The following is a 23914-nucleotide window of genomic DNA, read 5'->3' as shown; positions in this document are numbered from 1 at the left end:
TTACCGCAAACACACGGCAAGGCCAAACAGACTGTGTTGGCAAGTGTGATCGGTTGGCTTGCGCGTAATGGCCAATCAAGGGCAGAAGCCCGGAAACCAATATCAATACGGGGCGAGCCGCGTGACGGATGCACAAATAAGCATTGAAACGATCAACGACAAGCGTGGACGGGCGCGGTTCGTCGATCTTGGCCGCGATTTCGCGTCCCGTGTGAAGCATTCGGTGCCTCAGCTACGCAGCGAGCGCATCGAACTCATCACGCCGGAGAAGAACCCCTTTTTCGAGCATGCGCGGGCCGAGCTGTTCATCGCGCACCGCGGCGGGAAGCCAGTGGGGCGGATATCGGCGCATATCGATGAGCTCGCGCTCAAGATGCCCGCCGAACAGGGCTTTGGACCCGGCACAGGCATGTTCGGCTATTTCGATGCCGAGGATGAGGCCGTCGCCAGCGCCCTGCTGGAGCGTGCAGAGGATTGGCTGAAAAACGAAGGCATGACCCGCGTCCTCGGCCCAATTTCGATGGCGATGTGGGAAGAGCCGGGCCTGCTGACGAAAGGGCAAGACCATTCGCCAATGCTGATGATGGGGCACCACCCTTCACATTATGAGGCGTGGATCACGGGTGCAGGGTATCGTCCGGCAAAGACACTTTACACCTATGATCTCGACATTTCGCAGGAATTTCCTCCCATCATCCAGCGCATCGTGAAATCCGGCGAGCGCAACAAGCGGATCACGGTGCGACAGGTCAACAAGAAGCGCTGGGATGAAGAGGTCGAGGCGATCCTCGGCATCCTCAACGATGCGTGGTCCGACAATTGGGGCTTCGTGCCATTCACTCCGCACGAAGTCGAACATGCGGGCAAACAGCTCAAGCCGGTGATCCATGAAGAGCTCAACATGATCGCGGAGGTCGACGGGAGGCCGGTTGCTTTCATGCTGACTTTTCCCGACCTGAACGAGCCGCTGGCAGACATCAAAGGCAAACTGCTGCCCTTCGGCTGGATCAAGATGCTGCGGTGGCTCCGAAACCCGAAAGGGGCGGGAATGCGCGTACCGCTCATGGGCGTGCTCAAAGAGCTGCAGAATTCACGAATGGCGAGCCAACTCGCTTTCATGATGATCAGCGCCATCCGCAAGCAAGCGCACGAGAAATTCGGATCGGTGCGCGGCGAAGTTGGCTGGGTGCTTGAGGACAATCAGGGCATGATCGCGATTGCCGATGCGATCGAGAGCTCGATCAACCGCGAATACGTGATTTTCGAAAAGCCACTGGCCTGAAATAGCGAACAGTCCACGAAAAAGGCCTCCACTTCGGAAAGTGGAGGCCTCGGGATCGTATCACCAGCCGCTTGGACGGGAGGGGGGTCTCGGCGGTGACACAAGGATAATGCCTGCCGCGAAAAGCGGTTCCCGGAGCTCGGACTTTTTTTGATTTTTATTGGCTTTTTGCGGATCGAATGCGCTGCCTAAGGGTAATCCCCTTATCGGCAGTCGCTCGTCACGGGGCGGATGGCCGCTTGTTTGATGAGCGATTTACAGGCAAGCGATTTGGGGGTTCCAGACGGTTTTCACCGCGCCAGATCCACAATCGGATTGTCCAGCTCGGACTTGAAGCAATTTTTGGAGAGCGAGTTTCTATGTCGTTGGGTCAGCAAGTTGCAGCAAACCTTCCCTTCCTCCGCCGCTATGCACGCGCGCTGACAGGCTCCCAGGCGACGGGCGATGCGTTTGTTCGGGCAACTTTGGAAGCAGCACTTGCGGACGAGGAGCTCAAGGCTTCACTCGATGGCGGACGCATCCCGCTCTACAGCGCATTCAACAAGGTATGGTCGAGCGCCAATGTCGAAGTCGAGCAGGTCGATGATGTGAGCAGCGAGCACGAAGCTGGTGTGCAAAACCGTCTGGGTGCGATCACTCCGCTCAATCGTCAGGCCCTATTGTTGACCACGCTGGAGGATTTCTCCGCCGCCGAGGCTGGGACGATCATGGGGCTGGAAACCGCCGAAATCGAAGCGCTGGTAGCGGAAGCCATCAGCGAGATCGATCGCGAGCAGGCGACTTCGGTACTGATTATCGAGGACGAGCCGCTCATTTCGATGCAGCTCGAAGATCTCGTGTCCTCACTCGGCCATGAAATCTGCGGCACGGCAGCCACGCGCACCCAGGCGCGAGAGGTCGTAGAAAGCAAGACACCTGGCTTGGTGCTTGCAGACATCCAGCTCGCCGACGGATCGTCCGGCCTTGACGCGGTCGACGACATTCTGGAAATTGCGAAAGTCCCAGTGATCTTCATAACCGCCTACCCGGAAAGGCTGCTTACCGGCGATCGTCCTGAGCCGACCTATCTCGTCACGAAACCGTTTCAGGAACAGACAGTGCGGGCCGCCATCAGCCAAGCGCTTTTCTTCGGATCGACCCGCCCACTGGACTAAGGTCAACCAGGCGCTGCGTCCTCGCGGATCTGAAATTGATCGCGTTGCCGCACCGGAATGCGGAGCTTGCAACGCACGCCCTCTCTTTCAAAGCTGAGCTCGACAGGCTGTCTCAGTTCATGCGCGACGATCTTCTCGATCAGGTCGGTTCCGAAGCCGCGACTGCGCGTTGCCGGCACCGCCGGTCCGCTGCGCTCGATCCATTCAACCTCTGCGAGGTCGCTATCGAGCAGACGCCAGCTCACGGCTACTTCGCCGTGCGGGACGCTGAGCGATCCGTACTTGGCTGCATTGGTCGCCAATTCGTGGATCGCCAATCCGAAAGAGAGTGCATCGTTGGGGGCAAGATCAACCGGTGGCCCCTCGATCACGACCGTATGTTCTCCGCCTGCGCGGAAATGTTGAAGCTCCGCTTCAATCACAGCCCTCAGCGGAGTGGTTCCCCAATCGGTTCCGGTCAGAAGATCGTGCGTCGCCGATAGCGACCTGATGCGACCCTCCAAGCTGTCAGCGAACTCGTCCAGATCGGTGCTCCTGCGCCTCGTCAGCGAGAGGATCGAGAGAACATTTGCCAAAGTGTTCTTCACCCGGTGATTGAGTTCACGGCTTAGAGAATTGCGGATAGAATGCTGCTCTTCGAAAAAGGCGAGCCTCGACTGATCTTCAGCTGCCTGTTTGGTCAGCAATCGAGCCAGCAGCATCAAAAGGCTGGCGACGGCCAAGCCGAACAGCAGCGTGACCATCGACAAAGGTGCCAGCACCTGTGGATCGTCGCTCTGAACCACCAGACGCAGTTCGCGATTGGCAATCGAGACGGGGCGTTCGATTTCGTGCGCCACTTCCCCTTCGAGCGCGCGGGCGACGAGCAAGCGCTGAGAACCCTGCGATCCATCGTACAGCCGAACGCCAAGATCGCTCGAATCCGCAGTTTGTATCGCTGAATCAAGGAAGCGCGCCGCGTTGAAGGTGCTGTAGACAAATCCCGCCAGGCTGGTCTCGCTATCGCGCGTTTCCGGATCGCCGCCGTAGACCGGCATGAAGATGACGAAACCCGACGCATCGATTTCGCCATCTCTGGCTAGAGATACTTTGCCGGATGCCGTCGGGCGAACCGTCCGCTTCGCCTCATCCATAGCTTCGGCCCGCACCGGGTCTGAGTACATGTCGAAGCCGAGCGTGCGCGAATTGCGCTCATTATCAGGAGAGATGTAGGTGACCGGCGCAAACCGGGAGGCCATGGCGCGGCTACCATCAAGGGCGCCGTCATCGGCTGGCCCGGAGTTTGCTGCTGCCCAACCGATGCCTTCCGACCCCTTGTAATCGACATTGACCCGCAACTCGCTCACGAACTGGTTGAATGTCTGCTGGGTAACTTCGTCGACACTCGAAAACAGTGCGGCTCCCGCGCGCAAATAGGTCGAGAAACTGTTTCCTCGCTGCTCAAGCGCCGATGCGATCGATTCCGCGTATTTGCTCATCTGCGCGGTTTCACGCGCGCGCACGTTACTCTCAATCGAAAACACGCTGAGTATGGTCACAGCCGCGATTGCGAGGAAGATCGCGATCGGGATCGCGCGTGGGTAATCCAGTAGCCAACCGCGCGCACGGCCCCGGCCGAAAGACCGTTTGTGGCCGCCGGACCGTTCATCGCGGCCCGAACGCTGCAAGGCGGAATTGGAAGCGTGGATCCCCATGTCTTTCTTTATCGCGTGTGTCTTTGGACGGAACCAAACTCAGATCGCATCGTTCCCAAACCACAGGAATTCTAGGGTCCCGAAGGGACGAATTCTTGTTGAGCGACTAGAACTCGAAGCCAAGGGATCAAGGCAGACTGCGATATGCCGCGAAACGAACATGAAACTGAAAAAGCGCGCCGGAGCGGTAAGACCGCTGGTGGTGGCGCATCGCCAGAGTGGGCCGACGGCTTGCGACACCTCTACGATTCAGTAGTCGAAGAGCCCTTGCCCGACAGCTTCAAGGATTTGCTGGCGCAGCTGGACGAAACCGACGATGATGACCTTCCTTCAAAAGAAGGAAAGAAGGACTGATGGCCGAAAAGAAAGAACCGCCGAAGCGGACCGCTTCGGAAAAGGCCGACTTCAAGCGTGAGTTGACGGAGGTCGTTCCTCATCTGCGTGCATTCGCGCGCGGGCTGTGCGGACGGCCCGACATGGCAGACGATCTGGTTCAGGAAACCATGCTCAAGGCATGGGCTGCGCAGGAGCGGTTTGAACCGGGCACTTCCATGCGCGCCTGGACTTTCGTGATCCTTCGTAACGCTTACCTCACCGACATGCGGCGCAACCGGTTCCGCGGCGAGTATGATGAAGGCGTGGCAGAGCGCATTCTGACAGCCCCTGCCGGACAGGAAGAACCGCTTCACCTATCAGACATGCACCGTGCTTTGTTGACGCTCCCACCGGAACGCCGCGAGGCGCTCTTGCTCGTGGGGGCTGGCGGTTTCTCTTACGAAGAGGCGGCCAATATCTGCGGCTGCGCAGTCGGCACGATCAAGAGCCGGGTCGGGCGGGCGCGTGCAACGCTCAACTCGATGCTTGCCGATGGCGACATTCCGCAGCGGTCCATCGACGACGAAAGCGCACACCGGGCGATCCTCGAAGAGCTCGACGATGTGGCTGCCGGCAAAGGCGAAGCCGCCGCGAAAGCCTAATCCGCGCGGCTCCCCGTCCACCGATCCACAATCGAAGCGACCGAGACATTCATCGTCACGTTCGCAAGCGTGCGCATGATATCGGGCAGCATTTCGACCGCGACCAGCAGGGCCAGAGGTTCGATCGGAACGCCCATCGCCAGTGCGATCGGGCCAATTGAGACGACAAAGCTGATCGAACCGGGCAGGCTGACCGATCCGACGCTGATAATGACGGCAACCAATATGCCGACCACGATCAGCGGTGCGGAGACTTCAATCCCTGCGAGCGCAGCGACATAGAGCGCCACAGCGAGGTTCATCGCCACGCTCGTCGAACGAAAGATCGCCACCGCGAGCGGCAGCACGAACTCGCTCGTCGCCGGTTTCACGCCAAGCCGGTTCGAGCTGTCGAGCATTGCCGGGAGGCTCGCCAGCGAGCTTTGCGTGGACACCGCGACCGCCTGCGCAGGCAGCACAGAGGTGGCGAAGCGTAAAGGACCGATCCCGCCGAGCAGCATTGCCATCAGATAGGCCAGCACCAGAATGAAGCCGCCCATCGCCGACACCGCCAGGATGTAGTGCCCCAGCGCCGCAAAGGCACCGCCGCCGCTCCTAAGCCCAACACCGAAAGCAAGCGCGGCGACTCCAAACGGCGCAACCCACAGCACCCAGCCGATGATAAGCAGCATGGCGTTGGCGAGCGCATGGAAAAATCCCAGCAGCGTGCGGTTCTGATCGCCAGGCAATTTGGCAATCGCAACCGCAAAGACAGCGAAGAAGATCGTGAGCGGCAACATCGCGGTGTTCGCAGCTGCCGTAAAAACGTTCGATGCGATCAGCGACTCTGCAAAATCGAGGATTTCCGGCACGATCTGCTCGTCCTGCGGCATATTGGCGAGGAAGCCAGCCGCCGCTTCCGGGATCGGCACGACCTGCAGGATCAGCGGCATTGCGATCGCGGTGAATATTCCGCCGGCGATAAGGACCGCGAAAACCACCGCGAGGAATATGGCAGACGCCGCACCGGCCCTAGCAGCGCTGATCATCTGCACGATCCCGAGCACCAGCAGGCTCGCGACGAGCGGAATGATTGTCATCTGCAAAGCGCGCAGCCACAGCGTCCCGATGAGCGCGATCGTATCCCGCAACCATGGCGACAGCGCGAGGTCGGCAGAAAGGACACCCGCTGCCAGCCCAAGGATCAGAGAGGCGAAAGTCGCCAACACTGGAAGCCGAACGGCAACGAGTTCAAAACCGCTCTCTTCCAGCCCGCCATTTGAGTTTACCAAGAAAACGGCTCCCTTCGATCCCTGTCGCCCTTCCCTTCTCGCGATAACCGCGTCAGAAGCGCCTGACAAATAGTTGCGATCAATCACAGGCAGCACTTCATCATGGTACGCAAATTTTTCGGCACGGACGGGATCAGGGGCCGCACCAATGCCGACCTCATGACCGCAAAGACCGCGATGCGGGTCGGTCAGGCCGCGGGCAATTACTTCGTTCGCGGCGGGCACCGGCACAGGGTGGTGATCGGCAAGGACACGCGGCTTTCAGGCTACATGATGGAAAGCGCGCTGGTGGCCGGGTTCACCAGCGTGGGCATGGACGTGATCATGACCGGTCCCCTCCCCACGCCCGCCATCGCTCTCCTCACTCGCGAAATGCGCGCGGATCTCGGCGTGATGATTTCCGCCAGCCACAATCCTTACGCCGACAACGGTATCAAGCTCTTCGGACCGGACGGCTTCAAGCTGTCGGACGAGGCCGAGGCCGAGATCGAACGCTTGCTGGAAAGCGAGCCCGATCTGGCCGAAGCCGAAGCGATCGGGCGTGCAAGGCGGATCGAGGATGCGCGCGGGCGCTATATCCACGCGGTCAAGAACTCGGTTGCCAGCGACGTTCGTTTCGACGGATTGAAGGTCGTGGTCGATTGCGCTCACGGCGCCGCATATCAAGTTGCTCCGTCGGCCATTTGGGAGCTCGGCGCCGAGATCGTCACGCTCGGCGTGACACCCGACGGCACCAATATCAATGACGGCGTAGGATCGACCTCACTCGAAGCGCTCCAAGCGAAAGTGGTCGAGGAGAAAGCCGATATCGGCATTGCGCTCGATGGCGATGCCGACCGCCTGATCGTCGTCGATGAAAAAGGTCAGGCGGTCGATGGCGACCAGATCATGGCGCTGATCGCGACCCGGATGCACGAAAAAGGCGCTCTCACCGGGGGCGGCGTCGTTTCCACCGTGATGTCCAATCTCGGGTTAGAGCGTTATCTCGAGACGATCGGACTCACGTTAGAGCGCACGAAAGTCGGCGATCGCTATGTACTCGAGCGGATGAAAGAAGGCGGATTTAACGTCGGCGGCGAACAGTCGGGTCACATGATCCTGCTCGATCACGCGACGACCGGCGACGGAACGGTCGCCGCGCTCAGAGTGCTCACAAGCCTTGTCCATTCGAACAAGCCGGCAAGCGAGATCCTGCATCTGTTCGATCCCGTGCCGCAATTGCTCAAGAACGTGCGTTACGAAGGGGATTCGCCGCTAGGCAATGAGCAGGTCCGCGCCGTAATCGCCGATGTCGAAAGTGAACTCGTCGGCAAGGGGCGCCTTGTTATCCGTCCTTCGGGCACGGAGCCGGTCATCCGCGTGATGGCAGAAGGCGACGATGCCGCGCAGGTCGAAACCGTAGTCGACCGCGTTTGCGATGCCGTTCGCGTCGCCGCCTGAGCAGGGATCGCCCGATGCTTGAGATGCGCCCCGACTGCGAACGCTGCGGCACCGATCTACCGGCGGAGCAACCCGGCGCCTTCATCTGCAGTTTCGAGTGCACCTTCTGCGCATCATGCGCCGAGGATATGGACGATCAATGTCCCAATTGTGGGGGCGAGTTGATGGATCGCCCCACGCGCGCCAAGCGGCTTCATGACAAGTTCCCGCCGTCGACCACGCGGAAGTTCAAGGGATGAACAGCAGGCCCGTCCCCCGTATCCTCGCGATTGCAGGTTCCGATTCATCGGGCGGCGCAGGCATTCAGGCCGATATCAAAACCATCGCAATGCTCGGCGGATACGCGATGACCGCCATAACGACGGTCACCGCACAGAACTCGGTCGGCGTTCAGGCGATCGCGCCGATGTCCGGCGAGGTCGTGAGCAAGCAGATCGCATCATGCCTAGACGATATCGGGGTCGACGCGATCAAGATCGGGATGCTGCACGAGGCCGACATAATCGAGCATGTCGCCGAAGCCCTTTCCGGCGTCGCTGTCCCCATTGTGCTCGATCCGGTCATGATCTCCACCAGCGGCGCTACGCTGATCGCGCCTGATGCCATCAAGGCCATGCGCGAGAAGCTGTTCCCGCTGGCGACGCTCATCACGCCCAACCTTCCGGAGCTGGGCCACCTTCTCGAACGCAACCTCACAGACACCACTCAGATGGCTGACGCAGCCGAGGAACTCTCGCGCAAGGCCGGAGCAGCAGTGCTCGCGAAAGGCGGGCATACGAGCGATGCCCGGATCATCGATATTCTCTACGTCCCCGATGCGCGGGCGGTGCAATTCGACCACGCCCGCATCGACACCAAGCACACCCACGGCACGGGCTGCACACTCTCGTCAGCAGTCGCCACTCTGCTTGGTCACGGCCAACCGCTCGAACACGCAGTGCGGCTGGGCCGGAATTTCGTGCGCAGCGCAATCGAAAATGCGCCGGGGTTTGGCGAAGGCCACGGGCCGCTGGGCCACCAAGCGGTGAGACGCCTCGCCGACGAGGTCTAAGGCGCGGTTCCGTTCTCGAGCTCGTAGAATTCTTCGATGTGAGCCCACGCATCTTCGGCCGTTTCGCACCAGTGAAACAGGTCGAGGTCCTTCTTCGAAATCGTCCCCTCTTCGGCGATTGCCTCGAAATCGACCACGCGCGTCCAGAAATCCTTACCGAACAGCAGGATCGGTAGCGGCTTCATCTTGCCTGTCTGGATAAGCGTGAGCAGCTCGAAAAACTCATCGAAGGTACCAAATCCGCCGGGGAACACCGCTACCGCCCGCGCGCGCAGCAGAAAATGCATCTTGCGCAGGGCGAAATAATGGAAATTGAGCGACAGGTACGGCGTCACGTAGCTGTTTGGCGCCTGTTCGTGCGGCAGGACGATGTTTAGGCCGATGGATTCGCCGCCAGCATCGCTCGCCCCGCGATTGCCCGCTTCCATGATCGAGGGGCCGCCGCCCGTCGTCACGACGAACTGGCGCTTACCGTCTTCGATAATGGCCTTTTCGGAGACAAGCCGGGCAAGCTTGTACGCTTCCTCGTAATACTTCGCCTTTTCCGCGAGCCGCGCCGCAACCTTCTGCTCGTACTCGGTCCCGTTCTTTGCCGCATCCATCGTGGCCTGAGCCTGCTCCGGCGAAGGAATGCGGGCCGATCCGTACATGACCATGGTCGACCCGACGCGCGCTTCATCCAGCAGCATTTCTGGCTTTAGCAGTTCAAGTTGAAACCGGACCGGGCGCAGCTCGTCGCGCAGGAGAAAATCGTGGTCGCGAAATGCGAGCTTGTAAGCGGGATGTTCGGTTTGAGGAGTGCGATCCGGAGCTTCGTCAGCAAACCGGGATTCTTCGCCCGCGCGGTAAAACCGGCGGTCCTTTAGGTCTTTATCTGTCATCGCTGCAGCCCTAGGCGCAGCGAAAGCCATCGGCAAGGCGGAGCGTGATTACCGGAACACCGCATCGCTCGGTATTGGGTAGCAAACGCACAAAGCCAAGAAGTGCAGTATGCTCTAGCTAGTTAATCGACCGATCGAGGTGATCGCGAGTCTAGCATACAGCTTGCGCGCTGCATCGCGAGGGTCTGCGTTTCTTCGTCGGTAGCGAAAACGATCTCTTCCAAGATCGCCCGAAGTTTGTCGTAGTGTTGCAGACGTGTCCAAGTCTCATCGAAGCCTAACCCTTCTGCATGGACGTTCGCTGTGTAAGAATTGTCCTGCACATCGATACTGTATTCCGCAGCAAGTCCGTAGGGTCGAAGCATACTGCCCAGTCGATCCAAAACCTCTCGCAAGAGGGTGGCCTCATCTCCCGGTAGGTGTTTCATTGTCATCGTATCTCTTCTCTGTTTGCAGAGTGCGGACACAACCGCTTTTTACCTGATCGTGTCTTGCCCACACTTTTGAAATTGGATAGCAGGTTCGCAAAACAAATAGCGAACATTCTCTTATTCGGAATGATTGAGCTAGCAGCAGCAATATAGTGCAGGAGGTATGTGTGGTTGAGATCAAAGAAGCCAGTATCGGCTTCGGCAATGTCCGATACATCGGCAAGGTGGATGAAGTGCCGGAGACGACGCAGCGTGATGGAAATGTGACGATAGTCAACAAGGGTAGACCGGGCCAACCGGGCTACTTTGAGACATCTTTCACTCTGAGCTTTCATGCCTTTGACCAAGAAGCATCGGAGCACAATATCTTCACGGTAAGGCTTCCGATCAACCTACCGCATGACAGCCCTTACTCTGAGATCGAAGGAAAGGCAGCCGAGGACTTACCGGCAGTTCTGCGAGCAATCGCGGGTGAGGTCGAGCGGCTGGTAGACGAGGCGAAAACACCAGCGCCAGCCACGTAGTCAGGATGAATCGCTTGAAGGTAAATCGCTAGAGTATTCCCAATAAAGAAGAGGTCAGAAAAATGGAAAGAGATTCAGACGAAGGGCGAATGGCAGACGTAAGAGCGCAACTGCATTTCACGTCCGGGGCGCTCAGCTTCGGATTGGAAATGTTCGGTGACCACATTGCTGAACGAGAGGGATACAACGAGCATAAGGGGCTTGATGCAATCCGATTTTACCTCATGAACCAGTTTGGTTGGCTACCACGAGATGTAAACGCGATGAGTGTTGAGGAAATGCGGTTCCTGTTGGCCGAAGAAATGCACGGTTGGACGCTGCCCATCGAAGCGCGAGGAAGCTACCCACACTTGGATAGAAAGGCGTGGGAAAGCGGCGCGTAGTTCACATGGATGCACCTGCCTGCGGCCTCTGCCGGTAAACGCGCCATGAGGGCAAAGCGGAATGCACTTGATTTATCCGAAAAAGGTAACCCAATTTTCGTTCAATATGAGTCCGTTACCCGCAAAATGCCCTCGTCTCGCCGTAATGCTGTTTGAGTCGATCAAATATACTTCGTCACAATATCCGCACCGGTAGGCCTCACTGATCTACTCACCAGACACACCAGTTAGTTCTAGGGTAGCGGCTTCGAGCTTATGCTGCGTTCGAGATGCACCTCCACTGCACTTCGCGGGGCATGGATTGACCGATCTTCTCAACATAGCACCTTTCGAGCTAGTTCCTTCGATTATGGCGGCTGGAATTAAAATGGGGCGCTTGTGCGCCCCATTTGATTGATCGAAGTGGTCGAGTGAATCCTAATTCCGAACGTATCGGACAAGCCCTACAATATCTTCAGGGGCCTTAGGCTTCAACGCCCCATTGTTGTCATCGGCGAATTCAACGAGACCTTCGCTGCGGGCAGAAACCTTCCGAAACCGCATGGGCTTGGTTTCATCGTCCAAAGGAGACGCGATTATCACCAAATCGTCGGCTGCAATCTTCTGGCGGCTCTCGCTGGTAAGTTTGTCGGCAATTACAACCGCCCCATCGCTAATTCCGTAATTCACGCACGATTCTCCTCGCGCGACGCCGACCATACGATCGTCGAGATCAATGCTCTCGCCTTTTGCATCCCGGAAAAACCCATCAAACAAAAAACGACGCTTACGGAAGACCATTTCTTTCGAGCGAGCGGCATGGATCACTTGGCCTTGAGGGGAAAGGCTCCAAATGATTGCAAGAGCAAGAGCTGAAATGGCAGCGATGTAAATCATACAAACTCCTTAAGGCAGGGCGTCTTAATGGGTGCCTAACACCTCTCTCACCTCGATCCCGGAACCTCTTCAAAAGGCTTTTGCGAAGAGAATGATACATATCTGGGCACTAGTAGGCAAATGAATGCGAGTGCGAGTAGCCACATATGGGTGCTCTCCGAATGGTCTGCCCCATATATGGGAATCAAAGCGGCTACAACAATATATACGAGGAGAGCCAAAGCTGAGATGGTAAGTCCTGTCGGGGTCGCACGAGCGTGGCCGAGCAGCGCGGCGACCACGATGTCAACCAGTAGCAACAAAGGAATAAAGACCCGCTCAGATCGCGCTGCTTGGTCCCCATCGAAGAAATCATTGGCCAAGCTGGCAAAATCTACTGACAGAGTTTGGCTGGGAAAACCGACCATAAAAGCAAACGACAACCACAAGGTTGCGCAGAAAAACGCAGCTAAAACCGAACGCAATTGAAATCCCCCTTAATAACGGAGCCATGTAGATAGCTACATTTTTCGGGGTCAAGAGAAAAAGCGAAGTTTCCACCACACTTGAAAGATATGTTATATTATATCTGATTTGGGTTCTAATGTCAAGCCTTTCTTCGGACTTGCGGGAGTCCAGCCGTAATCGCGGCCACATCACACCGCATCGCCCGACACAGCCTCACCAACGATGCAAATGTCAGGTTATGCTCGCCGCGCTCGATCCGCCCGACGTAGCTGCGATCCAGCCCAGCTTCGTTGGCCAAGCCCTCTTGCGACATGCCGAGTTCTTTCCGCTTTGCGCGGATGCGTTGGCCAAGGATGTCGAGATATGGGTCCACGCCGCCAAATCGCGGCAAGGAGGAGTATCAGTCCACGGTGTATGAATCCCGCTGTTAACCTTTTGGCCCTAAGGAGGTTTGCGATCCATCAGCGGAGGCAATTATGAAAAGAGTATTTCTGGCCACCATCACTGCGAGCGCTCTGGCATGGCCCAGCGTTGCTCTTGCACAACCCGTGTTCTTGACATGCACCCTCACCGATCAGGGTGGCGAAAGCACTTTCGATGTCCAGTTGAACGAGGCGGCCAACACAGTCAGCTATTTCATTCATCGCAATGGAATGACCGTCAAAAAGCCAGCAATCTTCACTCCGGAGAAGGTCTTGTTCAATGGCTTTGAGATTGATCGCAAGGACCTCAGTTTCCGGAGGGACAACACCCAGAGCGCATTTTACCGCGTCACAGGCGGACCAGCTATGGATGTTGGGAAGTGTGTCATCGACCGCGAAGAGCGTGCTTTCTAGTCGGTCTCTATGGCGCACTGAATGCGGCTTGTCGCGATCATCACACGCCGACAAACACCATCCCCATCTGCCTGCGCCATGTGGCCTGTCAAATAGCGGGCTGTAGCGGACTGATCCGCAAGATCGTCGATGTCGGCACAGGGCAAGTCGATTGTGATGGGCTGATGTTGACCCATTAAATGAATTGTGAAGTTAGCCATCACGCGGCCTCCTTCCGGCGCTGCCAGTAGCCCTTCCATTGCATCGATGGTGGGTGGTGCAGCCCAGCCGTCACGAGGGTCAAGAATTGCTCACCATTGGACTTGCGCCGATGGTCTTCGCGCCAAGTCATCTCGTCGGCGTAGCCTTGTAGGTGATCACCGGAGATGCGGTGGTGAACACCCATCTGCGAGCGCTTGAGTCGCGAGTGGCTGGACTCTGCAAGGTTGGTGTGAACTCCGTCCCGCGAGTATGCGGCCTCTCCGTAGTTCTTCGTGTCGTTCCCGTCGTGATTGACGCGTTTCACATCAAACAGCGCTTCGAGCCCATCAAATGCTTTGGACTCGTCAAAGATCAGGACAGTCCCGTCCTCGACGAGATCGCGCATGACAGCGGCGGTCTGTTTCTCAGTTTGAACGAAAGCGCGAGATTTACCGCCTCGCTCGCGCAGGACGGTGATCGCCTGTCTCTTGCCTGACTGGTTCGCCAGCTTGCGTCGATCGCGGCGGTTCTTTTTGAGATTAGCAGGCTTTACATACCCACCAACATAGGTTGCGTCGCCCTCGACTTCGCCTGAGAGCTTTGCCGCGTGCTGGAGCGTGCCCATCACCTCGCGAAGCTTCTTTTCGAGAATGAACGCCGTCTTCGGATTTACATTCATGTCCCTGCACAAATGCAGGGCTGCTTCACCTTTCGCTCCGTTCACCCAAAGTGCGATCCCGAATAGGATGTCGCGGTGCTCCAGTTTGCGTCCGTGGAAGATCGTCCCTGAGGTTGGTGAAAACTGGTGGGTGCATTCGGCACATGTGTATTTGCGGCTCTTCCCGGTAACCTCACCGGTCTTGCGGTTCTTGATGGTGCGATTGATCTTGTAGGTTACCTGACACCCGCATTCCGGGCAGTATGGCTCACCATCCGTTTCTGGATAACGCAGCAAGACAAACGCATCCACTGCCTCCTCTTCGGACATGCGAGCGATGCGCTTGAGATCAAGCGTCCTAGCCCTTGCCGAAGTGAGAAAATGTTGCGACTTATCCTCCGATGCAGTGATATTGCATCGAATTTGATGAATAAGTCCGATTCTGTCAAGTGACTTTTCACCATATTTGGTGATTTAACCTCGTTAGGAGTGATATGGAGAGGGACTGGAACGTCTACGCAAAGGGTGTCCTGCAAGCCGAGATGGCTCGCAGAGGCATGAAAACGCCTGATCTGGTGAAGCTGCTTGCCGATGTCGGCGTGGAGGATAATCCGCGAAACGTGGCGAATAAGATCGCCAGAGGCACATTCTCTGCGGCGTTCCTTTTCCAGTGCCTCGCCGCGATGGAAGTTCGGAATCTCCACCTCGGCGAGGACTAACTTATTCTCTGGACTCCGAAATAAGAGTCACGTATAGCGTAATAACGCGCAGTTGATCTGCACGGGACACCTCCTTTCTACCGAAAAGGCGGTTGAAATGAAGCCACGAACACCTGCAAGTGTTCGTGGCTTTGCCCGTTTCTGGGGCTGGAATCCGTGCTTATAGCCGATTCGTTACTTATCGTAAAGTCCTTTATTTTCAGGTGTTTGTGTAAAGCAAAAGTATACATTCACTGCAATACTTGCTTTACATCATGGATCGAAATTGATTTCCGGCTTATTGATGGCTCGCCATTGGGCCGGATACTTCCCCGACGATTCTACCGTGCGCCCCCTGAACTTCCTAAGCGAGGACTCAACTGCCGTCTGGACGCGCCGCACAGCTTCGATGTCGGGCTCAGTCTCACCGGCTTGTCGCAGCAACTCCAATGTGATCTGCCGACATGTCATTGGCCGCTCAGTCTCACGCAACAGCGCCATTGCCCTTCGACCACACTGACCGAAAGGGATCGGATTCTTGAAAGACCACGGCTTGGTAGGTTCCACCACCGAGGGGTCCCAATCAGGGTCATTGTCCCGGAGCAACAAATCAGTTGCTTCGATCAGGCTTTCGAGATCAGGGATGCGGGCTTCGAGAGTAGGGAGTCTGTCTTGCTCTCGTTTGATCCGCTCGATCTGAAAATGAACGTCCTCAAGTTCGCCAGTGAGACCGGCGTATCGCTTTTGCAGAGATTTTCGAAGATTGGTTTGACCCATTGTAATTCCTTTCCGTTTGAACGGGAGGAATCTACGAATTGAGCGGGGCGCTCCGCTAGGTAGCTCTTTGTGCGTTTGCTACCCAATACCGACAAACTGGATGCCCCGTGAGGGCATGAACAATCATTCCGATTCAATTGGGTTGCAATGTCTAACCCAATTTTCGTGGCCACGCATTTCTGGGATCCGCTGGCCCCGAGTGTCTAACCTTTTGAGGCCTAATCGAAAGGCGCTCGAGCCGGTTGCCGCCAGCTCGAGCGCATGGGTTTCCGAGGCACTGGAAACTGCGGAGCACGATAGCCGCAGGGGAAGCGCTCCGCAATGAGCGGAGGCTTCATTGCGGCACATCGGGCCGTGTTCGATCATCCTCTATTCGATGGAGATTCCGCTCGCGCTGGTGCGTGGCTCTGGCTGATCGCGAAAGCGTGCTGGAAGCCCACGCCATTCGACATTGCGGGCCGGATCATCACGCTCGAGCGCGGCCAGCTCTGCGCATCCCGTGCCCAGCTCGCGAAGGCTTGGGGAATGTCGCCGAGCGCGGTGGAGCGGTTTTTGACCCGGTTGGAAACCGAACAGATGATCGAACGGGCAACCGGACAGGGACGCTCGATCATAACACTCAGTAATTACGACAAATATCAGGCGATCGGCGATGAGACCGGACAGGCAACCGGACAAGCAAGCGGACAGCCATCGGACAGCCACCGGACAACAAAAGAACAAAGGAACAAGGGAACAAGAGAACCTAGCGGTTCTAATTCCCCCTGTAGTCCCCCGGCGAAATCGAGATCGAAGCGAGCGGAGAAAATGCCCGCTGACTGGCAGCCAAATCTTACCGATCGATCAAAGCACATCGTGGCTGGTTGGCCTCCCGGAGAATTCGAGAGGCAAGTGCAGCGGTTCAAGGATCACGCTGCCGACAAGGGCCGAACGTCGAAAGACTGGCAGGCCGCTTTCCGAACTTGGATCGACAAAGCTGACGAATGGATGAAACCAAATGGCCGAGCATCAGACAATCAACACCAGCACGGCGACGGGTTTGCTCAAGCAATCGGGCGGAGACTCGGCCCTGCAGATGCTGGAAGCGCTTCCAACTACGAGCCTGAGCGACGAGCAATTCGAGCTGGTGAAGGCAATCGCCAAGGCTCCCTTGCCCTCCCCCGCGAGCGCCAATGAACAGGAATTTGGAATGGCGATGAAGCTGATGGAGGCCAGCCTACCACGCCGCAAGGATGATACGGACACGGGCGAGCTGAAATTCCGCGCCTATCGCAAGTGCCTCTCGCATCTGCCCAAGGTGCAACTCTGGTGGACGGTCGAGGAAGCGATCAAACGGCAGAGGTTTTTTCCAACCGTGAAAGAGCTGCTCGATATCGCTGATGAATGGATCAGAAGCGACGATGCCACAAAGGCCCATCGACTGGCGCGCCACCTTGTCCATCGCGAAACCAACCGCCGCCACATTGCCAGCACGCGCAAGCCAGCACCACCGCTGACACAGGACATGATCGATAAGATGGATCCCGCATTGGTGAGCATGGGCCTCAGGTGCGGTGCGCTGATCGAACGTGATGGGCGGGTGATCCCCAACCATGAAACGGAAGAGGCAAGCACATGAGACGCAAGCGATACACACAGCCGAAGCGCCGCCGGCCTCGCAACTTTCGTGGGATCTATATCGAGATGGGCTGGGGCGCGAGAGAGCACTACCGCACAACCACGCGGCAGGTTGCCAAGTGGATCGAGGAATGCGGTGGCGATGAGCTGCGCGCCGAGCGCGAGGCGTTCGCTGGTGGGCGGGCGAAGCCACGCCCCCATCTCCGCGCTGCGCACCGCAAGGCTCGCGAGAATGGCGAGGTCAACGAGCCACAATGACCACTCAGCCAAGACCACCAGTTTTACGAATGCTCGAGGATGGTTGCTCCATTCCATCTGAGAGCGGTGCGGCGCGTGTTGCGTGCCTTTCCTTCGCGCCGCACCACCAGTTTTGTTTGCTGAGAGACCGTGCTCACTGGTATCTCTCAGCGGCCCGGCAGGTGTGCTGCCCTACTTCCCTGCCGGGCCACCCCCATCTGGTCCCAATGCCCGGATGGGCGTCTTGGGGAGGGCTCGCGGAGCGGGCTGTTCAATTCTCTCTCCCAAAGTGCCCCTGATGGCGGGGCGGGCTTCAAAAAACGCGGCTGCGGCACTGCGATTTCTGCCGAAATTGGTGGTGCCGGAGGGCCGACTGGCGGGGAAAACGCTCAAGCTGGCCAAATACCAGCGGGATTTTGTGCGTGGCGCTTTTGCGCAGGGCATTGAGGCTGCGGTGCTTTCGATCGGGCGCGGCAATGCCAAAACTGCGCTTTCGGCGGGGCTAGCCCTTGGCCATCTGGTCGGAGAGATCGCGCCGCAGCCGCATCGCGAGATCCTGTTCGCAGCTCGCAACCGTGATCAGGCGAAAACGGCTTTCGGATTCCTGATCGGTTTCATCGATGGCCTGCCCGCCGAGCAGCGAGCGCAATTCACGATCCGGCGAGGATCTAAGCTCGAGGTCGAAACTGCCGAGAACGGTGGTAGCCTTGCGCGGGTGATCGCAGCCGATGGGAAATCGATCCTTGGCGGGGCGCCCACTCTGGCGATCCTCGATGAGCGGGCAGCATGGACACGCGATAAGGGCGATGCGCTCGAGAATGCCATCCTATCGGGGCTGGGCAAACGCGATGGGAGGGCGCTGATCATCAGCACCTCGGCTCCCGATGATGCCAACACGTTTTCGCGATGGCTCGATGAGCCTCCACCGGGAACATACGTGCAAGAGCATCGGCCACAGCCGGGCTTGCCGCCGGATGATCTTGAGAGCCTGTTGGTGGCCAATCCCGGCGCGAAAGAGGGCATCGGGCCATCACCCGATTGGCTTGTGGCTCAGGCCCGGCGCGCGATCGCCAGAGGCGGATCTGCACTCTCGAGTTTTCGCAATCTCAACCGCAATGAGCGGGTGGCGAGCGATGATCGCTCGGTGCTGCTGACCGTGGATGAATGGCTTGCCTGCGAGGTCGCGCCTGATGATCTTCCGCCGCGAGAGGGGCTGGTGGTGATGGGCGTGGATCTGGGCGGCTCGAGATCGATGAGCGCTGCGGCGCTGTATTGGCCCGAGACGGGGCGGCTCGAATGCGTTGGGGCATTCCCCTGCAAACCCGGCCTCGCTGATCGAGGGCAGGCCGATGGCGTGAGCGGGCGCTATGTCGAAATGGCTGATCGCGGCGAGCTGGTGACGATGGGAGATAGCACCGTGCCGGTTGGCAGGTTCCTCGCCAGCGTGGTGCAGCGGCTGAATGGACAGGCTCCGGCAGCGATCTGCGGCGATCGTTTCCGCCATGCCGAGTTTCTCGAGGCGCTGCGCGAGGCCGCCCTTGATCGCGTTCCGTTCATCTGGCGCGGTTTCGGGTGGAAAGATGGCAGCGAGGATATCGAGCGCACCCGGCGCGCTGTTTTCGAGGGCGAGGTGCGCACGGTTCCATCGCTTTTGCTGCGATCGGCGTTCGCCGATGCAATCACGCTGGTGGATCCAGCGGGCAACCACAAGCTCGCTGCCGGGCGCAGCACGGGCCGGGTGGATCCGGTTGCCGCAACCGTGGTGGCCGTGGCTCAAGGCCAGCGCATGAAGCGCGCGCCAACGATCTCGCCTGCGAGGGTGCATTGGGCGTGAGTGGGCGCTTCAAGCGGTATGGCCGATGGGTTTATCGGGATCCGCGATGGCCCGCTCTGCGCATCGCTGCGAAGCGGCGCGATGGGTGGGCGTGTATTCAGTGTGGCTCAAAGCATCGCCTCGAGGTCGATCATATCGTGCCAGTGCGCGATGCGCCCGAGAGGGCCTTCGATCTCGAGAATTTACAGACACTTTGCTGCTCCTGTCATGCCCGAAAAACCAAGAAAGAGGCGAACCTACCCGAGCTGGGGCCAGATCGCGTAAAATGGCGCGAACTCCTGAACAGACCGCTCCCAAACTGAGGACCAGAACATGCTCGAATCCGTCAAGATTTCCCGTCGCCAAAGCGAGATCCGCCAATCGCTTTCAGAGCTTGTGGGCAAGGAAAGCCCAACCGAGGATGAAACCCGCTCGATGAGCGAGCTGGATGCAGAGTATCGATCGAACGAAACCCGCTATCGCGCCGCGCTCATCACTGAGGATGAGGAAAGGCGCGAAGCCGGGCAGGAACTCGAGACGCGCGGCGATCGCGAGCTGGCTGAGCTGATCGCTGGTTTCGAGATGCGCCAAGTGGTGCTCGCGCTCGGTGAGGGACGCGCCCTCGAAGGCCAAACGGCTGAGATGGTGCAAGAGCTGCGCTCGCAAGGCGGATATCGCGGTGTCCCGGTGCCGCTGCAAGCCTTCGAGGTCCGCGCCGGCGAGACTGTCGCCAGTGGCACGCCAGACCCCGTCCAAACCCGCCCGATCATTGATCGCTTGTTCCCTTCAAGCGTAGCTGCCCAGATGGGTGTGCAGATGATCTCGATCGGAACCGGTGCTCTCGAGTATCCGGTGACAAGCTCGACTGTCACGGCAGGATGGGCCGATGGTGAGACCGGCAATGTCGCTGGGCCGACCGTGTATGCCACCACCGATAAGGCGCTCAAGCCTGAGCACAATCTGGGCATTCACATGCGGGTAACGCGCAAGGCGATGCTCCAGAGCGGTGATGCGCTCGAGCAGGCCATCCGGCGCGACATGAACGGCACAATGAGCGCCGAACTCGACAAGGCGATTTTCCTCGGCACGGGCGCAAATGGGGAGCCTCTTGGCCTCATTCCGGGTGTGGCAACCTATGGCATCACCTCCACCGATGCAGCAGCGCTTGCCACATGGGGAGCGCTGCGCGAGGCCGTGGTGCGTTTCATGAACGCGAACGCGGCGGCCAGCCCGAGTGCGGTTAGAGCACTGATCCGGCCCGAGCTGTGGTCCTATCTCGATGGCACCGAGGCATTCGCAAACACCGGCGTTACCGAATATGATCGTGCCAGCGCGCAGCTCGGCTCGATCGTCACCACCAGCAATTCACTCACGGAACCGTCTGGCACACCCCTCGAAACTCAAGCACTGCTGTCCACAAGTGCTGGCGGCGTTGCGCCAGCATTCGTCGGCATGTGGGGCGCGGTCGATATGATCCGCGATCCATACAGCGATGCGCAATCCGGTGGACTTCGCATCACTGGCCTCACTACCGCAGATGTAACTGTGGCGCGTGGTGCACAATTGCAGCTCGTTACCGGTCTCGAACTCGAGGCAGCCTAATGACCTCGCCGGTTTTCTCGGCAGGCCTCGAGCTTCGCGAGGAGGGAGACGGCACGCGCCGATTGCGCGGCTCGTTTCCCTATCGCAAACGCGCGGTAATCGATTCCGGTGGCAATGGGCGCAGGCCTCGCAAAGAGCAGTTTGCCTCGCGCGCTTTCAGCTTCGCAGTGGAGGATACCGAGCGCGATATCCATCTGCTGATCGGCCACAGCTTCGATCGGCCCCTTGCGAGCCGAAAGGCAGGGACGCTCTCATTCACCGATAGCGATGATGCCCTCACCTTTGAGGCCGTGCTCACGCGAGAGATCCAGCGCACCACATGGGGGCAGGATTTCCTCGCTGCATATGCGGCAGGCCTGATCACCGGCCTTTCGCCGGGCTTTCGTGTTGCGCCTCCCGAGGCGGTGCCCCGCCCAGAAGAAACCGTGGATGAGGATCCGGCAGAGGGTAATGCCCTCATCCGCACAATCTTTGCCGCGGTTCTGTTCGAGATGAGCCTTGTGACGCGGCCCGCATATCCCGACACTGAGGCGGACCTGCGCTCTTTCAACCCCGCCCCTGCGGCTCCGCATCCCATGACCGATATCATGAGGCGGTGGCGCTTGTGATCCGATCCATTCGCCAGATCGAAGCTTTCCCGGCGAGCTATCCCACTGTGACGGGCGTGAGCGGGGATGCACTGCCAATGATCTGGCAGCGGCTAGAGCACCACATCGCCTATCGCTACACTGAGCGAGAGGTGATTTGGCACATTGAGGCCGATGAGGGCGAATGGCTGCCACCTCTGGCTCCGATCGTCACGATCAGCGCGGTGCACGGCGATGGAGCTGCTGGCGAGCCTGATCTGGGCGCGTTCGGATACAAGCTCGCTTGTGGAAAAACCACGATCACAGCCACGGTGGGCGCCGGGCCGGTGCCCGAGGCCGTCAGTGAGGCAGCGCGGCGGCTGTCCCGCTACCTTACCGCAGAGAGCGAGCTGCCGCCCGGTGTGTCCAGCCTCAGGAGCGGCAAGCTCAATGTTGCCATCTCGAGGCGCGATATCAGCCCAGCCATGGCTTTGCAGAATAGCGGCGCTGCGGATCTGCTGCGCGGCTTTAGGAGAGTGGCCTGATGGGATGGCTCCAACGGATTTTTGGCGGCGCGCCAGAGCAGCGCGCAGCAAGCGGGACCGGATACACCTCGCAGATTATCGCTGCGCGCGAGGCCTATGTGGCCGGGCGTCTCGGGCTGGGCGAACTCACCAGCACCGTTCAAACCTGTGTTTCGCTTTGGGAGAGCGGCTTATCGCTCGCCGATGTGGATGGCACGGACCTGTTGCGGCGCCACACCATGGCGGTCGCAGCGCGCGCACTGGCGTTGCGCGGTGAGGCCGTGTTCCTGATCCGCGATCGACTCATCCCGGTGATCGATTTCGACCTCGCCACCCGAAATGGCGAGCCTGTCGCTTATCGCCTCTCCATCCCAGAGATCGGCGGTGGGCGCACCGAGACTGCGCTGGCAGGAGAGGTGCTCCACTTTCGCATTGCGCCAGATCCGGGAACGCCCTGGGCGGGCCAAGCACCACTGCGCAGAGCCTCGCTCACCGCATCGCTCTTGCATACGCTCGAGCACGCTCTGGGCGAGGTTTATGAGAATGCGCCGTTGGGTAGCCAAGTGGTGCCATTTCCTGAAAGCCAAGGCACGGACCTCGAAACGCTTGGCCACGGGTTTCGCGCTCGGCGTGGCCGGGTGATGCTTCGGGAATCCGTTGCGGTGCAGGCCGCAGGTGGACCTGCCCCATCGCACGATTGGAAACCGCAAGGCGTAACGCCGGATCTCAAAGACAGCATGGCCGTGGAAAGCCTCGATCGGGCCAGAGCCTCGATCCTTTCGGTTTATGGCGTTCTGCCGGCGTTGCTGGCGACGAATGCGCAGGGGCCGATGACACGGGAGGCGCAGCGGCACCTTGCTCAGTGGATCCTGCAGCCGATCGCTGTAACCATGGCCGAGGAGGCCAGCGCGAAGCTGGGCGCAGAGGTATCGATTGATGTGGTGCGGCCAGCTCAGGCCTTTGATCATGGCGGTAAGGCTCGAGCGTTCGGTGCCATGGTCGCGGCGCTCGCCGCGGCGAAAGAGGCTGGCCTCGATGCCGAAGCGGTGCAGGATTCTCTACAGTTCATCGACTGGGCGGATTAGTCTGAAACGATAAACTCCAACCCATTGCGTTCAACAATGAAATAATCGCGTTCCAATGGCGCTTTATCAATCTCACATGTTGTGACCACGCTCTCGGTCCCCATCCAGACCACAGACTCTCGGGCATCACACCTCTCGGACGTAATCAGCGTGGTATCTCCCTCCATTGCCAGATCATGAAGATTGAACACTACAAATATGGACAGAATGGTAGAGAAAACGAGGCCGAAATTACCGATGAAAGCGATTTCGGAGTCAGCTTTGATGAAGATCTGTTCGCGGGATACCGCAAGTGCTTCAAACCAGAACATTAGCGCAAAGGTGTAGCTGAAATACCAGATCAGACCATCCTCGGTCGAACCATCAAACCTCCAAGGAAAAAAGACAACCCAAACCATGATGGGGATAGCAGTCACGAATGCAATTATGCTTCTGGCCTTCTTGCTTGTGAATATTTCTCTTGATCTACGTCCGGCCAAAATGCCGAACATGGCTGCGATGAAAAATGGAAGGAGTAAAGAGAAGGCATCAATTCCGCCGACTATGATATCTGATGGAGTGATTACTGAAGCGTAATCTAGGCCCCACTGTCGAAACCTAAAAAAGTTCACGATCAGCGAGAATGCGGTACAGACAAGTGTAATTGCTGCCGCGTTTTCGCCGAAAAGACGAAACAAGCGAGTAACCGAGTAAGTGGACGAATCCTCGCTCACATTAATTTCCCCATGAATTTCTGACCAAGTCCAATCGTTTCATCGAAGATCGTTAGGCCAACTGGACGAAGCCCGCCAAGGGGTCGAGTACAGAAATTCCGCTCTTTGCTCAGGGCACAATCCACGATCCCACGCGGTTATCCGGTCGATCTTTGGCTTGAAGCATCCTTGGGCTTGACGTGTGAACTCTATTCCCA

General features: G+C 58.4%; 30 protein-coding genes. 19 read left to right on the top strand and 11 right to left on the bottom strand.

Going from position 1 to position 23914, the window contains the following annotated elements:
- Positions 1-67: 67 nt before the first annotated feature.
- Both IB285_RS00820 and IB285_RS00815 read left to right on the top strand, forming a co-directional pair.
- Positions 68-1282: an N-acetyltransferase gene (locus IB285_RS00820; RefSeq protein ID WP_199803316.1), complete on the top strand. Its 1215-nt coding sequence runs from the start codon at positions 68-70 to the stop codon at positions 1280-1282.
- 359 nt (positions 1283-1641) lie between these two features.
- Positions 1642-2436 (top strand): response regulator, encoded by a 795-nt coding sequence (locus tag IB285_RS00815; protein ID WP_190786393.1) that lies wholly within the window; start codon positions 1642-1644, stop codon positions 2434-2436.
- A 2-nt stretch (positions 2437-2438) separates the two neighbouring features.
- Here the strand turns inward: IB285_RS00815 and IB285_RS00810 are convergent, their stop codons facing one another.
- Positions 2439-4130 carry a CHASE domain-containing protein gene (locus IB285_RS00810; RefSeq protein WP_190786392.1) on the bottom strand — a complete coding sequence of 564 codons (1692 nt, stop codon included), beginning with the start codon at positions 4128-4130 and terminating at the stop codon, positions 2439-2441.
- A 144-nt stretch (positions 4131-4274) separates the two neighbouring features.
- Here IB285_RS00810 and IB285_RS00805 point away from each other — a divergent pair, with 144 nt between their 5' ends.
- Positions 4275-4484 (top strand): NepR family anti-sigma factor, encoded by a 210-nt coding sequence (locus tag IB285_RS00805; protein ID WP_190786391.1) that lies wholly within the window; start codon positions 4275-4277, stop codon positions 4482-4484.
- The gene (locus IB285_RS00800) at positions 4484-5107 is read left to right on the top strand and encodes a sigma-70 family RNA polymerase sigma factor (protein ID WP_190786390.1); all 624 of its coding nucleotides are present in this window, start codon (positions 4484-4486) and stop codon (positions 5105-5107) included. The genes IB285_RS00805 and IB285_RS00800 overlap by 1 nt, the downstream gene beginning before the upstream one ends.
- Here IB285_RS00800 and IB285_RS00795 read toward each other — a convergent pair.
- Entirely contained in the window at positions 5104-6378 is a 1275-nt protein-coding gene (locus IB285_RS00795) for a dicarboxylate/amino acid:cation symporter (protein ID WP_190786389.1), read from the bottom strand. The genes IB285_RS00800 and IB285_RS00795 overlap by 4 nt on opposite strands.
- Positions 6379-6480: 102 nt before the next feature.
- Here IB285_RS00795 and glmM point away from each other — a divergent pair, with 102 nt between their 5' ends.
- The 3 genes from glmM to thiD are packed head-to-tail and all read left to right on the top strand — an operon-like array spanning position 6481 to position 8869.
- Entirely contained in the window at positions 6481-7818 is a 1338-nt protein-coding gene (gene glmM, locus IB285_RS00790; protein ID WP_190786388.1) for a phosphoglucosamine mutase, read from the top strand.
- A 14-nt stretch (positions 7819-7832) separates the two neighbouring features.
- Positions 7833-8057, top strand: a complete 225-nt coding sequence (locus tag IB285_RS00785; RefSeq protein ID WP_190786387.1) for a DUF1272 domain-containing protein — start codon at positions 7833-7835, stop codon at positions 8055-8057.
- Positions 8054-8869, top strand: a complete 816-nt coding sequence (gene thiD, locus IB285_RS00780) for a bifunctional hydroxymethylpyrimidine kinase/phosphomethylpyrimidine kinase (protein ID WP_190786386.1) — start codon at positions 8054-8056, stop codon at positions 8867-8869. The genes IB285_RS00785 and thiD overlap by 4 nt, the downstream gene beginning before the upstream one ends.
- Here thiD and IB285_RS00775 read toward each other — a convergent pair.
- Both IB285_RS00775 and IB285_RS00770 read right to left on the bottom strand, forming a co-directional pair.
- The gene (locus IB285_RS00775) at positions 8866-9750 is read right to left on the bottom strand and encodes an LOG family protein (protein WP_190786385.1); all 885 of its coding nucleotides are present in this window, start codon (positions 9748-9750) and stop codon (positions 8866-8868) included. The two genes, thiD and IB285_RS00775, sit on opposite strands and share 4 nt — an antisense overlap.
- 122 nt (positions 9751-9872) lie before the next feature.
- A complete protein-coding gene (locus IB285_RS00770) occupies positions 9873-10115 on the bottom strand; it encodes a hypothetical protein (RefSeq protein WP_190786384.1) in 243 nt (80 codons plus the stop codon).
- A gap of 233 nt (positions 10116-10348) precedes the next feature.
- Here IB285_RS00770 and IB285_RS00765 point away from each other — a divergent pair, with 233 nt between their 5' ends.
- Both IB285_RS00765 and IB285_RS00760 read left to right on the top strand, forming a co-directional pair.
- Positions 10349-10705: a hypothetical protein gene (locus IB285_RS00765; RefSeq protein WP_190786383.1), complete on the top strand. Its 357-nt coding sequence runs from the start codon at positions 10349-10351 to the stop codon at positions 10703-10705.
- A 62-nt stretch (positions 10706-10767) separates the two neighbouring features.
- Positions 10768-11088, top strand: coding sequence for a hypothetical protein (locus IB285_RS00760; protein WP_199803315.1), 321 nt, complete (start codon positions 10768-10770; stop codon positions 11086-11088).
- A 417-nt stretch (positions 11089-11505) separates the two neighbouring features.
- Here the strand turns inward: IB285_RS00760 and IB285_RS00755 are convergent, their stop codons facing one another.
- On the bottom strand, positions 11506-11964 hold the full coding sequence (locus IB285_RS00755; protein ID WP_190786382.1) for a hypothetical protein: 459 nt from the start codon (positions 11962-11964) through the stop codon (positions 11506-11508).
- Positions 11965-12550: 586 nt separating this feature from the next.
- On the bottom strand, positions 12551-12784 hold the full coding sequence (locus tag IB285_RS00750) for a helix-turn-helix domain-containing protein (protein ID WP_328705827.1): 234 nt from the start codon (positions 12782-12784) through the stop codon (positions 12551-12553).
- Positions 12785-12887: 103 nt separating this feature from the next.
- Here IB285_RS00750 and IB285_RS00745 point away from each other — a divergent pair, with 103 nt between their 5' ends.
- A complete protein-coding gene (locus tag IB285_RS00745; protein WP_190786381.1) occupies positions 12888-13247 on the top strand; it encodes a hypothetical protein in 360 nt (119 codons plus the stop codon).
- Here the strand turns inward: IB285_RS00745 and IB285_RS00740 are convergent.
- Positions 13244-13447 carry a hypothetical protein gene (locus IB285_RS00740; protein ID WP_190786380.1) on the bottom strand — a complete coding sequence of 68 codons (204 nt, stop codon included), beginning with the start codon at positions 13445-13447 and terminating at the stop codon, positions 13244-13246. The genes IB285_RS00745 and IB285_RS00740 overlap by 4 nt on opposite strands.
- Positions 13447-14496: an IS1595 family transposase gene (locus IB285_RS00735; protein WP_190788923.1), complete on the bottom strand. Its 1050-nt coding sequence runs from the start codon at positions 14494-14496 to the stop codon at positions 13447-13449. The genes IB285_RS00740 and IB285_RS00735 overlap by 1 nt, the downstream gene beginning before the upstream one ends.
- Before the next feature lie 83 nt (positions 14497-14579).
- Here IB285_RS00735 and IB285_RS00730 point away from each other — a divergent pair, with 83 nt between their 5' ends.
- Positions 14580-14804 carry a DUF6471 domain-containing protein gene (locus IB285_RS00730; RefSeq protein ID WP_190786379.1) on the top strand — a complete coding sequence of 75 codons (225 nt, stop codon included), beginning with the start codon at positions 14580-14582 and terminating at the stop codon, positions 14802-14804.
- Positions 14805-15056: 252 nt separating this feature from the next.
- Here IB285_RS00730 and IB285_RS00725 read toward each other — a convergent pair whose 3' ends face one another.
- Both IB285_RS00725 and IB285_RS00720 read right to left on the bottom strand, forming a co-directional pair.
- A complete protein-coding gene (locus IB285_RS00725; RefSeq protein ID WP_190786378.1) occupies positions 15057-15560 on the bottom strand; it encodes a hypothetical protein in 504 nt (167 codons plus the stop codon).
- A 362-nt stretch (positions 15561-15922) separates the two neighbouring features.
- Positions 15923-16174, bottom strand: coding sequence for a hypothetical protein (locus tag IB285_RS00720; RefSeq protein ID WP_190786377.1), 252 nt, complete (start codon positions 16172-16174; stop codon positions 15923-15925).
- 383 nt (positions 16175-16557) lie between these two features.
- On the opposite strand from IB285_RS00720, the gene IB285_RS00715 reads away from it, so the two are divergent.
- The 8 genes from IB285_RS00715 to IB285_RS00680 all read left to right on the top strand — a co-directional run bounded on the left by IB285_RS00715 (position 16558) and on the right by IB285_RS00680 (position 23004).
- Entirely contained in the window at positions 16558-17178 is a 621-nt protein-coding gene (locus IB285_RS00715) for a hypothetical protein (protein ID WP_190786376.1), read from the top strand.
- Positions 17175-17435 carry a hypothetical protein gene (locus IB285_RS00710; protein ID WP_190786375.1) on the top strand — a complete coding sequence of 87 codons (261 nt, stop codon included), beginning with the start codon at positions 17175-17177 and terminating at the stop codon, positions 17433-17435. Before IB285_RS00715 ends, IB285_RS00710 begins: the two co-directional genes overlap by 4 nt.
- 277 nt (positions 17436-17712) lie before the next feature.
- A complete protein-coding gene (locus tag IB285_RS00705; RefSeq protein ID WP_190786374.1) occupies positions 17713-19248 on the top strand; it encodes a terminase large subunit domain-containing protein in 1536 nt (511 codons plus the stop codon).
- A complete protein-coding gene (locus tag IB285_RS15165) occupies positions 19245-19550 on the top strand; it encodes an HNH endonuclease (RefSeq protein WP_190786373.1) in 306 nt (101 codons plus the stop codon). The genes IB285_RS00705 and IB285_RS15165 overlap by 4 nt, the downstream gene beginning before the upstream one ends.
- Before the next feature lie 10 nt (positions 19551-19560).
- Complete coding sequence (locus IB285_RS00695; protein ID WP_190786372.1) at positions 19561-20829, top strand: phage major capsid protein; 1269 nt, start codon at positions 19561-19563, stop codon at positions 20827-20829.
- The gene (locus tag IB285_RS00690; protein WP_190786371.1) at positions 20829-21437 is read left to right on the top strand and encodes an HK97 family phage prohead protease; all 609 of its coding nucleotides are present in this window, start codon (positions 20829-20831) and stop codon (positions 21435-21437) included. The genes IB285_RS00695 and IB285_RS00690 overlap by 1 nt, the downstream gene beginning before the upstream one ends.
- Positions 21434-21940, top strand: a complete 507-nt coding sequence (locus IB285_RS00685) for a hypothetical protein (RefSeq protein WP_190786370.1) — start codon at positions 21434-21436, stop codon at positions 21938-21940. The genes IB285_RS00690 and IB285_RS00685 overlap by 4 nt, the downstream gene beginning before the upstream one ends.
- Positions 21940-23004, top strand: a complete 1065-nt coding sequence (locus tag IB285_RS00680; protein ID WP_190786369.1) for a phage portal protein — start codon at positions 21940-21942, stop codon at positions 23002-23004. Before IB285_RS00685 ends, IB285_RS00680 begins: the two co-directional genes overlap by 1 nt.
- On the opposite strand, the gene IB285_RS00675 is transcribed toward IB285_RS00680, so the two are convergent.
- On the bottom strand, positions 23001-23717 hold the full coding sequence (locus IB285_RS00675) for a hypothetical protein (RefSeq protein WP_190786368.1): 717 nt from the start codon (positions 23715-23717) through the stop codon (positions 23001-23003). The genes IB285_RS00680 and IB285_RS00675 overlap by 4 nt on opposite strands.
- Between the last annotated feature and the right edge of the window lie 197 nt (positions 23718-23914).

The organism is Erythrobacter rubeus (genome assembly GCF_014705715.1).
GTDB lineage: Bacteria > Pseudomonadota > Alphaproteobacteria > Sphingomonadales > Sphingomonadaceae > Erythrobacter > Erythrobacter rubeus.
This window is presented reverse-complemented; position numbering and strand designations above follow the sequence as displayed.

Excerpts from the sequence above, each read along its gene's own strand:
- IB285_RS00820 (WP_199803316.1), top strand. The coding sequence starts at position 68 with ATGGCCAATCAAGGGCAGAAGCCCGGAAACCAATATCAATACGGGGCG.
- IB285_RS00815 (WP_190786393.1), top strand. The coding sequence starts at position 1,642 with ATGTCGTTGGGTCAGCAAGTTGCAGCAAACCTTCCCTTCCTCCGCCGC.
- IB285_RS00810 (WP_190786392.1), bottom strand. The coding sequence starts at position 4,130 with ATGGGGATCCACGCTTCCAATTCCGCCTTGCAGCGTTCGGGCCGCGAT.
- IB285_RS00805 (WP_190786391.1), top strand. The coding sequence starts at position 4,275 with ATGCCGCGAAACGAACATGAAACTGAAAAAGCGCGCCGGAGCGGTAAG.
- IB285_RS00800 (WP_190786390.1), top strand. The coding sequence starts at position 4,484 with ATGGCCGAAAAGAAAGAACCGCCGAAGCGGACCGCTTCGGAAAAGGCC.
- glmM (WP_190786388.1), top strand. The coding sequence starts at position 6,481 with ATGGTACGCAAATTTTTCGGCACGGACGGGATCAGGGGCCGCACCAAT.
- IB285_RS00785 (WP_190786387.1), top strand. The coding sequence starts at position 7,833 with ATGCTTGAGATGCGCCCCGACTGCGAACGCTGCGGCACCGATCTACCG.
- thiD (WP_190786386.1), top strand. The coding sequence starts at position 8,054 with ATGAACAGCAGGCCCGTCCCCCGTATCCTCGCGATTGCAGGTTCCGAT.
- IB285_RS00775 (WP_190786385.1), bottom strand. The coding sequence starts at position 9,750 with ATGACAGATAAAGACCTAAAGGACCGCCGGTTTTACCGCGCGGGCGAA.
- IB285_RS00770 (WP_190786384.1), bottom strand. The coding sequence starts at position 10,115 with ATGCTTCGACCCTACGGACTTGCTGCGGAATACAGTATCGATGTGCAG.
- IB285_RS00760 (WP_199803315.1), top strand. The coding sequence starts at position 10,768 with ATGGAAAGAGATTCAGACGAAGGGCGAATGGCAGACGTAAGAGCGCAA.
- IB285_RS00755 (WP_190786382.1), bottom strand. The coding sequence starts at position 11,964 with ATGATTTACATCGCTGCCATTTCAGCTCTTGCTCTTGCAATCATTTGG.
- IB285_RS00745 (WP_190786381.1), top strand. The coding sequence starts at position 12,888 with ATGAAAAGAGTATTTCTGGCCACCATCACTGCGAGCGCTCTGGCATGG.
- IB285_RS00740 (WP_190786380.1), bottom strand. The coding sequence starts at position 13,447 with ATGGCTAACTTCACAATTCATTTAATGGGTCAACATCAGCCCATCACA.
- IB285_RS00730 (WP_190786379.1), top strand. The coding sequence starts at position 14,580 with ATGGAGAGGGACTGGAACGTCTACGCAAAGGGTGTCCTGCAAGCCGAG.
- IB285_RS00725 (WP_190786378.1), bottom strand. The coding sequence starts at position 15,560 with ATGGGTCAAACCAATCTTCGAAAATCTCTGCAAAAGCGATACGCCGGT.
- IB285_RS00720 (WP_190786377.1), bottom strand. The coding sequence starts at position 16,174 with ATGATCGAGCGTCCCTGTCCGGTTGCCCGTTCGATCATCTGTTCGGTT.
- IB285_RS00715 (WP_190786376.1), top strand. The coding sequence starts at position 16,558 with ATGGCCGAGCATCAGACAATCAACACCAGCACGGCGACGGGTTTGCTC.
- IB285_RS00710 (WP_190786375.1), top strand. The coding sequence starts at position 17,175 with ATGAGACGCAAGCGATACACACAGCCGAAGCGCCGCCGGCCTCGCAAC.
- IB285_RS00705 (WP_190786374.1), top strand. The coding sequence starts at position 17,713 with ATGGCGGGGCGGGCTTCAAAAAACGCGGCTGCGGCACTGCGATTTCTG.
- IB285_RS00695 (WP_190786372.1), top strand. The coding sequence starts at position 19,561 with ATGCTCGAATCCGTCAAGATTTCCCGTCGCCAAAGCGAGATCCGCCAA.
- IB285_RS00690 (WP_190786371.1), top strand. The coding sequence starts at position 20,829 with ATGACCTCGCCGGTTTTCTCGGCAGGCCTCGAGCTTCGCGAGGAGGGA.
- IB285_RS00680 (WP_190786369.1), top strand. The coding sequence starts at position 21,940 with ATGGGATGGCTCCAACGGATTTTTGGCGGCGCGCCAGAGCAGCGCGCA.